The sequence below is a fragment of the Bacillus sp. COPE52 genome (genome assembly GCF_003355115.1).
Lineage (GTDB): Bacteria > Bacillota > Bacilli > Bacillales > Bacillaceae_G > Bacillus_A > Bacillus_A toyonensis.
Genome location: NZ_CP031292.1, coordinates 5421019 through 5435337, shown reverse-complemented (window position 1 = coordinate 5435337; position 14319 = coordinate 5421019). Strand labels below are relative to the sequence as shown.

Annotated in this window: 10 protein-coding genes and 3 pseudogenes; 10 read left to right on the top strand and 3 right to left on the bottom strand. The window is 34.2% G+C overall.

Annotated elements, in window-relative coordinates; all coding sequences use genetic code 11:
• Nucleotides 1–2: 2 nt before the first annotated feature.
• The 5 genes and pseudogenes from DPQ31_RS27545 to DPQ31_RS27525 all read left to right on the top strand — a co-directional run.
• On the top strand, nucleotides 3–293 hold the full coding sequence (locus DPQ31_RS27545; RefSeq protein ID WP_208731288.1) for a hypothetical protein: 291 nt from the start codon (nucleotides 3–5) through the stop codon (nucleotides 291–293).
• A gap of 41 nt (nucleotides 294–334) precedes the next feature.
• A complete protein-coding gene (locus tag DPQ31_RS27540) occupies nucleotides 335–739 on the top strand; it encodes a TcpE family conjugal transfer membrane protein (RefSeq protein WP_000192365.1) in 405 nt (134 codons plus the stop codon).
• Between the two features lie 59 nt (nucleotides 740–798).
• Nucleotides 799–3339: an ATP-binding protein gene (locus tag DPQ31_RS27535; protein WP_208731287.1), complete on the top strand. Its 2541-nt coding sequence runs from the start codon at nucleotides 799–801 to the stop codon at nucleotides 3337–3339.
• 1 nt (nucleotide 3340) lies between these two features.
• On the top strand, nucleotides 3341–3823 hold the full coding sequence (locus DPQ31_RS27530; protein WP_061530268.1) for a hypothetical protein: 483 nt from the start codon (nucleotides 3341–3343) through the stop codon (nucleotides 3821–3823).
• A gap of 32 nt (nucleotides 3824–3855) precedes the next feature.
• Nucleotides 3856–5355: pseudogene (locus tag DPQ31_RS27525) on the top strand (CD3337/EF1877 family mobilome membrane protein); the annotation flags it as partial.
• 69 nt (nucleotides 5356–5424) lie between these two features.
• Here the strand turns inward: DPQ31_RS27525 and DPQ31_RS27520 are convergent.
• Complete coding sequence (locus DPQ31_RS27520) at nucleotides 5425–6465, bottom strand: endonuclease/exonuclease/phosphatase family protein (RefSeq protein WP_208731286.1); 1041 nt, start codon at nucleotides 6463–6465, stop codon at nucleotides 5425–5427.
• A 276-nt stretch (nucleotides 6466–6741) separates the two neighbouring features.
• On the bottom strand, nucleotides 6742–7119 hold the full coding sequence (locus DPQ31_RS27515; protein ID WP_001001283.1) for a hypothetical protein: 378 nt from the start codon (nucleotides 7117–7119) through the stop codon (nucleotides 6742–6744).
• A 330-nt stretch (nucleotides 7120–7449) separates the two neighbouring features.
• On the opposite strand from DPQ31_RS27515, the pseudogene DPQ31_RS27510 reads away from it, so the two are divergent.
• The 5 genes and pseudogenes from DPQ31_RS27510 to DPQ31_RS27490 form a co-directional block, all read left to right on the top strand.
• Nucleotides 7450–7917 (top strand): annotated as a pseudogene (locus DPQ31_RS27510) (GMC family oxidoreductase N-terminal domain-containing protein); the annotation flags it as partial.
• Nucleotides 7918–8444: 527 nt separating this feature from the next.
• Entirely contained in the window at nucleotides 8445–9314 is an 870-nt protein-coding gene (locus DPQ31_RS27505; RefSeq protein ID WP_208731285.1) for an RNA-binding protein, read from the top strand.
• Entirely contained in the window at nucleotides 9314–10285 is a 972-nt protein-coding gene (locus DPQ31_RS27500) for a hypothetical protein (RefSeq protein WP_208731284.1), read from the top strand. The genes DPQ31_RS27505 and DPQ31_RS27500 overlap by 1 nt, the downstream gene beginning before the upstream one ends.
• A gap of 244 nt (nucleotides 10286–10529) precedes the next feature.
• Nucleotides 10530–11180 (top strand): annotated as a pseudogene (locus DPQ31_RS27495) (DUF2306 domain-containing protein); the annotation flags it as partial.
• 541 nt (nucleotides 11181–11721) lie between these two features.
• On the top strand, nucleotides 11722–12162 hold the full coding sequence (locus DPQ31_RS27490; protein ID WP_208731283.1) for a hypothetical protein: 441 nt from the start codon (nucleotides 11722–11724) through the stop codon (nucleotides 12160–12162).
• Between the two features lie 320 nt (nucleotides 12163–12482).
• On the opposite strand, the gene DPQ31_RS27485 is transcribed toward DPQ31_RS27490, so the two are convergent.
• Nucleotides 12483–14318: an FtsX-like permease family protein gene (locus DPQ31_RS27485; protein ID WP_208731282.1), complete on the bottom strand. Its 1836-nt coding sequence runs from the start codon at nucleotides 14316–14318 to the stop codon at nucleotides 12483–12485.
• Between the last annotated feature and the right edge of the window lies 1 nt (nucleotide 14319).

The following is a 14319-nucleotide window of genomic DNA, read 5'->3' as shown; positions in this document are numbered from 1 at the left end:
TTATGGAGCTTTTGGGATTAGATATGATTGCTCATCAATTACCTGCTATTACAGATGCAGCTGTAATAGGTAATATAAATTTTGGAGTAAATATTAAAAACTGGTTAGTAGCTCAATTGGGCCCGATCTTTTTAGTTGTAGCACTTATTGGAGTTATCGTCTTTGCAGTTAAACGACAAATGGCTGGTTTACTTGGTTGGATAATTGTTTGTGCACTATTATCAGTTTTTGTATTCTCACCAGACGTTTTCAAAGATCTTGGTACAAAATTATATAATTTAGTATTTAAGTAATAGATTAAAAATCTCTAAAAATATTAAAGGGGTTGGTAGAAATGACTCAAAAGCCGACTCGTAAAGAAGTTAGGACATACAACTCGATATGGGATATTCCTAAGAGTTTATACGGAATAAGGGACTTAACTCTCCCTTTCCCAGTTCCTTATAGACAGTTGGGCTTCTTTGTTGGATCTTTACTTTTAATTTTAATTCTAGATCAGTTTTTACCTTTAGGAAATAATGTGTTTTTAAAATATTTAATATTACCAGGTGGAATAGCATACTTCTTTGGCAATGTAGAATTGGATGGAAAAAGCCCGCATAAATTTTTATTTCGATTTTTCGTGTTTATGTTCGAAAGTAAGAAGATTAGCCGCTATAAAGATACAACTGGTAATATTGGAAACTATCAATATAAAACCTTAATACGATTCAAGGATGATTCAATCAATAATAAGTAACTAATTAAACTATACGGAAGAATTATTTTAGTCTCATATTCTTCTCTAAGGAGGGTAAAATGAATCAGGTTGAATTTCCAGTCAAATACTTTCACGAAAATTTGATTTTTAACCAAGATGGCTCTTGCTGGGCGTATTATGAGGCATACGGAATACCATACGAATTCCGAGGAGATGATGATAAAAATACCTTATTCATGCGCCAACTTGGATTGTTTTGGAATTTCGATGAAGAAAAGCACCTCTTAATGATTCCTGTTTATCAGAACTTCCAAGAAAAAGCAGATGAATTCAAAGAAACAGTAAGCGGTGAATTAAAAGAACTTGCAATTGATCATACAGATGATGTGGTACATGAGCTAGAACGAAAATTTGGTAAAAATGCAGTAGAGTACCGATATTTTATTGGCGTGAAATTAAAGGTAAGACACATACAAGAAGGGTTTAAAGAAATGTTGTATACAGCATTTCATACCTTTAAAAACACTGCAGAACAGTTTGGGTTACTTGGTGATACCAAAATACTAAAAACTGATTTGGAGATGTTTAAAAGAGAAGCTAGCGCTTTTAAAAATAAAATAAGAAAACATTTGGCTGTAAGGGCTCTAGAAACTAATGAAACGCAATGGATTATATTAAGAAACTTCTATCGCACATTAGAGGCGCCAGTAACTGCTGGATGGACACCTCCCGTACAAAATGACGACTCTGCAATCATACCAAATCAAGAAAGCTTATTACGTTTATCAGAGGCAGAATTTGATGTTAAAGGAAGACATATTGAAATGTCCCAGATTGGTACCGACGGGTTAGAATATCCAGCATATATGAGCTTTTTATCTACATCTAAAATCCCATATACGATGGAGTTTCCAGACCAAGAGTGGATGTATATGATTCAAAACATAGATTTCCCTATTGAATTAAGTGTCCGTACAGAAAACATAAATCATCGTAAAGCACTATCTAAACTAAATAAGAAGAAAAAGGATTTAGAAGATCAAGAAATGCATGCAAGGGAAAATGCACAAACTGTTGGATTAAACGTGTATGAAGGTGTTCAGGAAGCTACTGAGCTACAAGCCCTTATACAAAAGACACGTATGCCACTAGTTAAGACATCAGTATCTTTCTGTATATGTGCTGAAAATTTAGATACAATGCGTCGAAATACCAATTCACTTATTTCTATTTATAGAGAGATGATGATTGAACTAGTAAGACCATATGGAGATCAGTTCCTGCTGTTTAATGAATTTATCCCTGGTGCTAGAAGATATGTAAATGATTATATACACTTTATGGAGCCTGGAGTTCTGGCGGCCGGTATGTTTGGTGCAACACAAGATTTAGGTGATAATATCGGATTTTATATAGGTACAACTGGAATTTTAAACAAAGCAGTTTATATGACACCTTCTCTTGCAGCGACAAATACTGTTGCAAATCAAAAAACGAGCGCACTTTCAGTTGCAGTAACAGGAAGTACTGGTTCTGGTAAATCATTTGGAACGAACTTAATTGTTTATCTAGCAGTACTAGGAGAAGCTCAAACACTAATAGTCGATCCCAAAGGTGAGAGGGGGAACTGGACAGAAGATTTACACGGCTTAGAAGGTAAGGTAAACGTAATTACACTTGGGACTGATAGGCGAGATGAGGGGAAATTAGACCCATTTATCATTCATAAACATAGCCGAAAAGATGCAATTGAGTTAGCGATGACAATTCTTACTTTCATTACAGGTATTAAACCAGATAACTCGGAGAAATTCCCGCGCTTAGCTTCAGCCGTAGAATTCGTAGCAGGAATGGAAGAGCCGTGCTTAACAGCTGTATCTCAATATCTTGAAGATAGTGAGGATAAAGTGGATCAACAATTAGCCGCACACATTCAAGCATTTGAGAATTTATCATTTGCACACTTAATCTTTGGTGATGGAACAAATAGAGATATTGAACTTGATACAGCAGTGAATATCATACAAATTCAGCACCTTGATATGCCAGATATTCAAAAAGATCCGAAAGATTATACCTTACAAGAAAATTTATCAGTTAGTATGCTCATGTCTCTATCTTCTTTTGCAAGAAAATTCTTTCAAAAGGATTCTACTAAATTCAAAATTGTTTTATTGGATGAAGCATGGGCGATTATGGGGACTTCTCAAGGGCGAGAGTTGGCTCGTAAGTTAGTGCGTGAAGGTCGTGCATTAAACTCTGCAGTATACTTTGCTACTCAAAGTGCAAGTGACCTTGGAGATGAGACATTTAAGAATAATATCGGTATGAAGTTCTCATTCCGTAACACAGACAGTAAAGAAATTTCTTCAATCTTAGATTTCTTTGGATTACCTGACAATGAAGAAAATCATGCAATTATTACAAATTTAGAAACAGGCCAATGCCTATTCCAAGACATTCAAGGAAGAACAGGTGTTGTCACAATGGATGTAGTGTTTAAAGATTTATACGATGCATTCGATACAAGACCAAATGCAAGAAAGAATTATAGAAAGTCAAATGATGATGAAAGGCAGGAAGTTAATGCAACCATTGTCGAAGAAGGGGGAGAAAAAATAAATGTAGGAGTGAGTTAATATGTTGAAAACTAAATTCAAAAAAATCATGCTAACAAGTCTATGTGTAGGTACTCTTTTCCTGAGTGCAGCATGTGGAAATAGCGAAACAAATGTAGGAGAAGAAAAAGATAAACAGGGGCACACTCCTAGAGAAATGATGTTGGATTTTGTAAAGGCCGACTTACAACATGATAATAAAACAATTAGAAAACTTATCGTCGATGGAGATAAAAATAAAATTTTAGATCCGAATCAAGGACCACAAAATAATTTATCTTACAAAGATTATACAGTAAAAGAGTATGTGGTAGATAAGGATACAATTATGTATAACTTTATTTCAAAGAAGCCCCCTAAAAATATCGATAAAGCAGTGAAATGGGTAAGAGTAGTTCGTACAGAAGATGGTTTCAAAGTTCGAAGTTATGCTGCCCCTTATCGAAATGAAATCGATGAAGTAGCAAATACTAAACCGACAAATGAGTTTAGTTCGAAAAATTAATAGGTTTCCCATAAAAGGGGGAGTAACATGTAATGAAAAAGTTTATTACCCTATTGTTATTAATTTGTACTTTGATTTTAGCATTTAATTTACTTTTTAAAGCTACCCCAGTATATGCAGAGGAAGAACCCAGACCTTCTCTTATAGATGATATTATTCCAAAGAGTAAGGAAAAATTAAAATATGAGGAATACCCTCCAAGTAGCTATGGGATTGATATTTATACACCAGAAGGTGGATTTGGTGAATCCCTTAAGTTCTGGAAATGGGGGGATAAAGTTAAAGAACAAATGGTTGCTGTATTATTTAGTCTTATAAGTATTGGATGGACCATTAATCTTGGAATTAGTACTTTTGTTACAAGTATGGTCGGCCAATCTATGAGTCTCAATATTGTAGCTGATGTAGGAGATAAATTAGGTGATGTAATATCTAAAGCAGCAGGGTTCAATGGTTCTTGGGGTAATGGAATATATAGTGAATTAATTGGACTCATGTTAGCTTTATTAGCTTGCTGGGTTATCTGGGTAGGTTTTGTACAACGACGCCAGTCAGATATGCTAGGAGGAATGTTAAAAGCATTAGGTATTTTAGTTTTTACTTTAGGTTTTTTCGCAAATTCAAGTTATATTATCAAAGGATTGAACACTTTCTCGGAACAAGTAAATAAAACTGTTCTTGATTCAACACAAAGTATTAGTGGAGCAAGTGAAGGATATTCAAGCGGTGTCGATTCCATCACTGATTTAACACACACTCTATTAATAAAGCAACCTTATACATTATTACAGTTTGGCACAACAAATATGAAAAAAATCGGTGATGAAAGAATTAAGAAAATGTTAACAACAACAGCAGCAGATGAAAGGCAGGAGCTATTAAAAGAGGAAGTAGAGCAGAAGAAAAATACGATATTAACTTTAGATGCTACTTTTGAGCGTGGCGCTTTAGTATTACTACTTTTCTTAATCAATGGACCTTTATGGGTTGTCTTAGGCTTATGTAGTATGGCGATGTTATTTTATCAATTAATGTTTATCATCGTAGCGCTGATGTCACCAGTAATGTTATTAATGGCTTTAGTACCTGCATGGACTGGGACAGCTAAGAGATTTTTATCTGAACTTTTTAGAACATTACTTATGAAAGTTGCAATTGGTTTTCTATTAACTTTAATGTTTTGGGTTTCTTCAATCTTATATAGCGCAACTGATAAGTATGGTTATTTAGTAGTTGCTGCATTACAAGTACTTTCGTTCTTAGGTGTTTGGTTATATCGTAAAATAATTTTTGATGCTATTACTACAGTACCAGCAAGTGCAGGAGCAGCCCGAGCATCAGATGCTATGAGTAATATTAGGCAGAAATATCGTGATGTTAGACGTGGATCTAAGGCAGTTGGAAGAGGTGTAGCAGTAGCTGGCGTCGCGGGTGTTGCAAGTGCTGCGGTGGCAGGGAAAATGGGTAAATCAGGCTATAGTAAATTTAAACAGTTGAAAGAAAACTATGCTGATAGAAAAGAAAAGGTAGCAGTTTATCGTTATTCATATTTCTCTGACCGTATCTTTTGTTTATCAGAGTTTTTTAATATAGTCCTTTCTTTAGGAGGGAAGAATCAAGCTAGCCACAACTCCTGCATGGTCAGAAGGCCATAGTGCCGTTGGTGTACGATCCTCTTGCTCTTCTCCTACAACGTCCACTTTTTCAACTTTGAAATCGCCTCGAAAGAGAATTAAGTCTATTCTAACAACTAGTTGCGAGATCAAATTTAATACATTAGCATCTTGGCAACATGTTAATCCATTGCCTTTTCCTGCGATAGTCCATGTATCTTTAAATCCAGCATTTATCAAAAGATTGTAAGATGGACCACTGCCGTCAGAATTTGAGTTGAAATCCCCTATGAATACTAAGGGAAGATCAGTCGCTCCAGGGCCAGTTAAAAGTTCGCGAGCTTGAGCCAGTTGTATTGGAAGTGTTTGGGGGATTCCAGGTGTAATGGGTTGTAAATGAGTATTTACGAGTCTAAATTTCTTTCCGGATATTTCGACATCAACAGATATAAAACCAAATAGGAGTTTTTCAACATTACCGCCAACTGGAACGGGAAGAAAAGCTTCAAAAATCTTTGTTTGTATATTTGAGAACTTAAGTCCTGAATTTTTTCGCACCAAAATAGCATCTCGATCTACAAATCGAACGTTGAAGCCGGTGCTACTAGGTAACGTAGCATCCACTATTGCTAAAACTTCATAATGCAATCCTCTTTTTTCTAACTCCTTGAGAAGAATCGAAACAAAATCATACTCTACTGCTACTTCAGAATTTTGGGGTAACAAAAGTTGCCATATTGCTGCTTCTTGAAGACCTATTATATCTGGTTTTTTTCTTGTAATTTGATTAGCAATAGCCCCTGCTCGTACCGGAAAATTTGTTGCTTGAAACAGTGTAAAGACCTCAGTAACACGTTGTGGGAGTTGCTCTGGAGTGGTTCCTGCTAAAGGCGTTAAAATAGTTCCAAAATAGATGTTCCATGTCATGATCGTTAGTGGTCCTTGGGGTTCTGGAATTGGAGGGACAGCAGGTGGAAAAGCAGGAAAAAGTCTATGACAGCATCTTTGTTTTGAAAAATATGAGTTCAAAACAATTCATCTCCTTTTTTCGAAATTTAATATAATTATATGTATTCAAATCTAGTACTTTGGCTTGAATGTTTGGTTTACGCCTAATAAAATTCATGATGTATATCTTATACATATTCGGTTAACATAACGTCCTATTATTGGTAGTTAATACATCTAGAAGTCTACAAAAATATCCTCCAGTTAAGTACTCTGGAGGATATTCATATTTACATCATCATCCTTAAAAGAAGTCACACAAAATGAAACCTCTTTAGCGCTCAAAAAGGCTTACTCTTATCTATTAATAACTGTACATCGTCTTGCTCCTCTACAGATTAAACGCTCGGCTTCTCTTAATGAAATTGGAACAAGTACAGCTTCATCAACATCGTCTTCTACATCAAAAACCGCAAATGCTTCCCCACCCACGATTAAAACACAAATGAATTCTACTTCTAAATCATCATGAGACCTAGGAATACAATTAGAAATAGTACAACGTTGAATACCCGCTGCTAACAATGTTCTAGCTTCTTGCTCAGATATTCGAATAAAAACAAATTCCTCTATGGCTACATTTCCAACTTCCACTTCAATTTCTACTAGAAGAAAGAATCTGTTTCTAATTCTCACTATACAATTTGCCCCAATTGAAATAATATCTTCATTCATTCTTTTCACCTCCTTTAATACTATAAAATTCATAAAGAGGTGAAATGGTGTGGACAAGCAAACAAAAAATTTGTTTTTTTGAAATGTGAGACATCAGTTAACAACTATCATCAAAAAACAGAAAAAACAACCTACACAACAGGACATTTTTTCTGTTTTTAGTCTGTATACGATATTCAAAATTAGTTAACATAACGTCTCATTATAAGAACTAAGCCTTTTCTAAACTATTAATCTCCTTCATAAGTACAGGCAGCTAGTCCAATATGTTAATAGTATATTGGACTTGAATTTGTTGTTTTAAATTTTTATATTGAAAGGAATAATAGCATGTCAAAAAAATATATTTTTGATTACATCGTAATTGGTGCCGGTACTGCCGAAGGGGTAATTGCTAAAAAATTAACGGATGATAAATTTACTTCCGTGCTTGTTCTTGAAGCGGGAACGAATATGCCAAACAGTAGTCCTTCTATTGCGACAGCAGTAAATTTAGCTAATGATAATAAGATTTCCTTTAACGTTTTTTCTAAAACAGAGGAAACTATTAGACGGCAGCTTAAATTATCGGGTGATCGATTAATTGGTGGAGGCTCGCAACATAATTTTATGGCTGCAGTACGTGGCAGTCGTGATCTTTATGATGCATGGGCACAATTAGTTGAAAGTAACGCATGGAATTACGATAGTATTCGCTCATTATTTATTGAAAATGAAACGTATACAGGAATGACACAAATCCCTCAAGAACGTGGAAGTAACGGCCCTATTTTTATTAGACAACAACACATTCCTGATTAAGGATTAATCCAAACCGTAGCACAAGCCACTTCAGATGCTTTAAATATACGGATTGTTTAATATTATAATGCAAATATAATAGAATGAAGAACATGATAGTGATTGAATTGTAATTCTTTAATTGCTTGTTATACAACTTGTTAAAAACATTCTGGACATAATAGAAAAAACGAAGGAATTAAGAGAAGAGAAAAATGAAGAAAGGATAGAAAATAATAAAATAAAAGCCCTGTGGTTCGTCGCAACCTACCAAGAAGCAAATGAATCACAAGACGCTAAAACAAGGGGAGGGCAACCTCCCTCTTCTTTAAATTATAACACAATTACCAATCCTAAATACATATGGAACATTAACGTTAATCCCTATAAATAAAGTAAGTGACAGGTCTAATATAAAAAACAATTAAAAATTTTAGGGGAAATTTCTAAAAAACTTAGTTTCTTAGTTAAAAGTAACAATAATTCAAGTAGAAGTATTATTTTTGAACTTTATAAATATTGAACAAGGGAGAGGAGATATTTTTATGGATTCAAAAACTTATGAAAAGCTACAGGGACTACGTAGATATAAAGAGCCAATTCAAGCAGTATTGAGAACGGTTAAAAGACACGATAAAGACGATCCAGATGCTGAATATGCTGAGTTTGCCCTTGAAAATGGTAAGATTATAGGTATTTGTAAAAAAGAAGACTTCTCTGATTACTCTTTTAGAAGTATTACTCAATTCACAGGTAATATTTTTAATGTAGTAATTACACAAATGTCTGATGAACTGGATATAAATAAAGTACAGGTTTCAGTAAAAGAAGCTAGCAGGAGATCGGCAGATGCGTTAATTCGTGAGTTAATAGAATTGGAGCAAGATGAAAGACTTCAAGTACCTACTTACAAAGCTGAGGTAACTGGATATAACATGAATGCTCAGGTTCCTACTATATTCTTACGCATCAATGGTGCGGAATGCTTCATGAAATTACATGAACTAAACTATGGAAGAGTGTATAAAAACGCTGTGGATCGCTATGCACCAATTGGTGAACGTATCCCAGTTAAGGTTCTACAATTTAATCCAGAACAGCGACTAATCCACGTTTCTAGAAAAGCTGCCGTGGAAAATCCTTATCAGTTATTATCTGAATTAGCTGAAGGGGATACAATTGTAGGAAGGGTTGTAAATGTTGACCCGCGTTTTGGTGTTTTTGTTGAATTGGACCAAGGCTGCACAATTAAAGGAATTGTCCCTAAAACAATCGAACAGCCAGTATTGGATGACGTAGTAAGTATGAGAATTGTAAGTGTGGATGTGGAAAAAGAGAGAGGGTCGGGGGTTATCTTTAAGTTTCCATTTGGACGCAAAAAAGTTAACGATCCAACGGCGTTTTTATATAACTAATGAGTGCGCCGCAGGTTTCCGTACAAGAGAATGGAAAGGCGGTTCAATATTGGCTTAATAGGGACGAATCGTTATCACTTTGGGATGACCCCTCTTTACAGGGGGGACCAATTCTTCCAGATAAATTTAAACCCCTCACAGATTTACGTAGTATATATGACAGAATTAATTCAGGTTTTATAAATGAAAAAGACAATTTAATACTAAAGCTTATTTGGGATTCATTAGCGACTACTGAAGCTCAAATTAAAAATTTTGTGGAATCTAAAATTAGTAGGTCACAGGTTTCAGAATCGCTGAAAAAACTGGTACTGTATGGATTTGTTAGTAGATGGGAAATAAAATCGGGGCTATTTCCAGATCAACCCAAAACCTCTGCTCCAATCACTTTAAATACTGCTGGTCATTTGATGATGTGGGCTTATCATAATCGTAATACAAACTATTCTTTAAAGCCAGAACAGTGGTTAAGGCTTGGAGTAGCAGGGGTACAAAGATTTGTCACTATGAATCAAATAAAATATGAGTTTGCAGTAGGCCAACAGCTATTAAAAAACTGGTGCTGGTATCCAAAGCTAAAAGGTACTGGTAATGGTTATAATCCAATTGTTGTTGGAGAAATTAAAACTCCAATTGGAAATCAAAACTTCATATTTGAAAGGGTACAACAAGGTCAGCAATATGCACAACATTTAAAATCGCGATTGAAAATTTGGGAAGATCAAATTCAAAATGGACCAAATAATTTATTGAACTTCGAAAACACAAAGAGTTTACCTGGAATTTTTATATTATCTATATCTAATCTCGCTTTAGCAGAACACGTTAGAAAGGAGCTAATGTTAGACTTAAGAAAAATTCCTATAATGCTTGTAATAGATGAATGCATTCACAGTGAGGGATTCGCAAAATCTTTTTATATCTCAACTCAAAACGGAATTCAGCAAGCACCTTTACCATTTTTGAGATAACAAGAGCTGCTTCAGGTTAATATGCTGAAGCAGCTTTTTGTTGTTCTAACGATGAATCGATATGCACAGCTCAACTTTTGTTTGAGATATATCTAATTTCATTTTTTATAGATTTCAATTAGAGTTGTTTTAATGAAAAAACAATGTGTTGAATAGATAATTAAAGAAGGCTTTTCTACTCATTACTAGAATGAAAAGTAATGTATAATCTACTGTCCCTAAATGTAGCAAGGAGGAAGTAAATTTGAACAGGAAAATTTGGTTTATATTTACTTTTTTAGCTATTTTAGTAGCTAGTTATGTTGTTGTCCAATATCTTATTATGGATGGATTTCAAACAGGGCTGGTCAAAATGAAGCTTATGTTCGTTTCTAAATTAAGTATTTTTTGGTACATTATGTTATTTATAAATATTACAACTAGTATAGTAGCGTTAGTAATCGGTCAGTTTACATTATCCGCAAAATTTAGAGGAAAGAATATCAACCTTCATCGAATAGTTGGAAGAATCTATATGATTGGTATATTATTAGGCGGCGTTTCAGGACTGTACTTATCCTTTTACGCTATGGGGGGATTGGTAGCAAAGCTTGGTTTCGGTTTGTTATCCGTATTTTGGCTAACATCAGCATATCAACCATTAAATAGAGTTAAGAATAAGAAAATTCAAGACCATCGAAATTGGATGATTAGAAATTATTCCTTAACCTTTGCGGCAGTTACATTAAGAATTTGGCTACCTTTGTTTGTATTGCTATTTGGAGTAGAGCAGTTTGACCTTAGTTACGCTGTTATTGCTTGATTAGCGTGGGTACCAAATTTAATTGTTGCAGAATTATTTATAAGACAAAGACTTAATAAAGGGCAATACCAGGAAAATGAGGGTTACATTTTTGATGCAAATCTGATTTTATGTCGAGGATTGAATTCCTCAGCAATTCAATATTTTATTAATGACTTTTCACGTTGAGTTTATGGAGTAAGCTATCGTGACGTTAGGGGAAAAACAAAGGAACTATTGGAGCGGTGAACTAATCGCCACTTACCAAAGTATGATGTGGGAACCTCTCAGTTCCGCGAAGAAAGTAATCTTTCATCTCTCTAAGTGTTACTTTTGGGGCCTCCCTAGATGTCCAACGCTTTGACGCTCTCTTAGTACTGTTGATATTTTACACAGGAACCGGATGGATTGGTTTTCGCACCCTGTTTACTTCTTGCAACCTCATATATCAAGTTATCAAAGAACTTCATATAGCTAGTTTATCAAATGTTTTGGCTATGCCAAACCGAAATTCATTTTCCATTCAACCACTTCACATTCTTTGAGGAAAGAGCCTTCTTGGCTAAAATGATAAGTCCCTGTTTGGTAGCAATGTTTAACGGGCTAATATAATCGGTGTTTATTTGTTAAATAGTTTAGAGAGGGGGATATAATTGTGAAAGTATTTTTATCAAGAGATGCAGCGATGAACATGGATTTAAGACAACTTGAAATGAATACTACGTATGCACTTGTAAATTATGGCGAACCAAAAACTGCTCTTATGAAGAAAGTTCAAATAAATATTACTAAAATTGAAGATGTGAAACTTAAAGTAGAAGTGATTGAAGAGAGAGAGGGGCCAAAGGTGTATGGTTTCTCAATTAAAGACTTTTTTGATGAACTAGTCAAAGGAGTAGAAAATCATCCGAAATTTAATCTAACATACTATGACATTGATGGTGCTAAAGCTATTGTTTCTTATGATTTCACTCTCAATTCAAAGGCACCTGATATAGAGATTAATAAATTTATCGATTTTATAGAGGGGCAAATTACTGGAGTACATTTAGAAGTTTTTAAAGATTTTAATTTACCAAAAAACAAACCAGAATAGTTAGATCATGTCGTAATACGTAAGTAGAACACATAAAATGATTAATCTTTTTTATAAAAACTAAAGGAATTCAAAATTAAAACCCGCACATTTTGATCAAACTTTTTCAAAGTGTGTGGGTTTCTTCTATTTTATGAAATCAATATTTGCAGCAATACTTTGATTAAACTTTTTTACAAAAATTGTATAATTCTTCACAAAGTAGGGAGCCATTTTAATCAATCTTTTTCAAAATGGCTTCCTTTTGCTTCTTATCAAATAGAGGTTTGTAAAACATTTCTGATTAAATTTTATTCCAAAACAATATATAACACTTTACATCATTCTTCTTTCGGAAGTACGATTCTTTTATACAATTGAGCTGTAATGAAGTAATAAATTGAGTAAATCACTACGAAAATAACAATTGGTAACCAAATACGAAAATATGGATCAATCAAAATGACTCCGAACATGTTCATACCAACTAATACATGAACAATGCCAACAACTGCTGGGACTAAGAACACAAAGAATAACTCCTTATAAATCGATTGTGTTAATAATTCTCGGCGTACACCGATTTTACGAAGCATTTGATAACGTGTGCAATCTTTGGATGCACCAGACAAAATTTTAAACATCAGGCAACTTGCCATCATTGCTAAGTACGCAATTCCGACGAAAAAGCCCATGAACATTAATCCACTGAACATACCATGAAAAGAATTATACATTCGATATTTACTCTTCAGTTCTTCAGGTTTTATACTTGTATATTTCGCTAACTGTAATTCGTCAAGTTGTTTCCATTCTTTTAAATATGATTTAAAATCATCTGTTTTCCCAATAAACACAGTACTTTCTCGGCCCTTTATACTATGGTACAAGTTTTTGTCTACAATTTTTATTTCATGATCAGGATACATATAATATGGCTGGATTGTCTGGAACGCTTCACCCCATTGTTGCGGTGACTTCTTCATGTTTTCACCAATTGGCAGCTCTTCTGACACTCTCTTTGTTTTCCCATAATCTTCTCTTTCGCTTCCATTTTTTTCTACTAAAGGACGATTTTTCTCTAAATCATCTTTTAAATAGTAAATAGACTGACCATCTATTTTGTAATGATATTCAAGCTTCTCTGTAAATGATATAGTATTTAAAATTTTCTTTTCTTTAGCTGTTGGATTATGAACGACTGAATCGTAAATTTCACTACCATTAACCATTTTTATTACGTTGTTTTTAAATGCCATACCACACGCGATTCCACCAGCACCAAGAGCCACTAAGATTGCTACTGTTGCAAGCACATTTGTTAGGCCATTAATGCGGAAATTTAATTGTGCAAAAGTAAAAGCATTAAGGCCTTTTTCACTACGTTTTTTATTACTCTTTAACTTGTTAATCATAACTGGGAGAAGTGATCCAAATATAAGGTAAGTACCAACGGTTGCTGTGATTAATCCAATGGCCATTAATCCCAGACCAATTAGGGGGTTTGCATGTGACATATAAATCAGTGATGCATAACCAATACCCAATAAAATCACACCAAGGATTGCAACTACAACTGTCATTTTTCCTTTTATGGAGACACGTTCTGTTTGTGCATCTGCATGTACAAGTTGTAATACAGAAAAACGCGCTAGCTTAATGCTACTTATACTTGCTGATAGTACAAATAATGCAAAGAAAAAGATGCAAGTAACCGTCATAGATGGCATGTAAAATGCTTGATAACCACTAACAGGAAGTTCTAATTGTTTCATTAGTAACTGACCGATACCTTCTGCGAGCCCTACACCAACTGTAATTCCAATCACAAGAGATGCGGCACCTAATATAATTGTTTCGATAAACATAAGTAAGGTAACTTTATGCTTTTTTGCTCCTAACATCATATACATACCAAATTCTTTTTGGCGAAGAGATGATAAGAAAGAGTTTGCATATAAAATATAAAAAAATGTGATAAACGCTAACAAAAAGGACCCAATTTTAAATACAAACACAATATCCCTAATAGAAGAGTTAGATTCAAGGAACGCCTTATTGAGTGCTAATGTTTGAAACATATAAAAAGTTGAAATAGAGAAAATAAGACCAACAAGTAAGACAATGTAATCTTGCAACTTATTTTTTAGGCCTGACATGGAAAGCTTAAATAACATG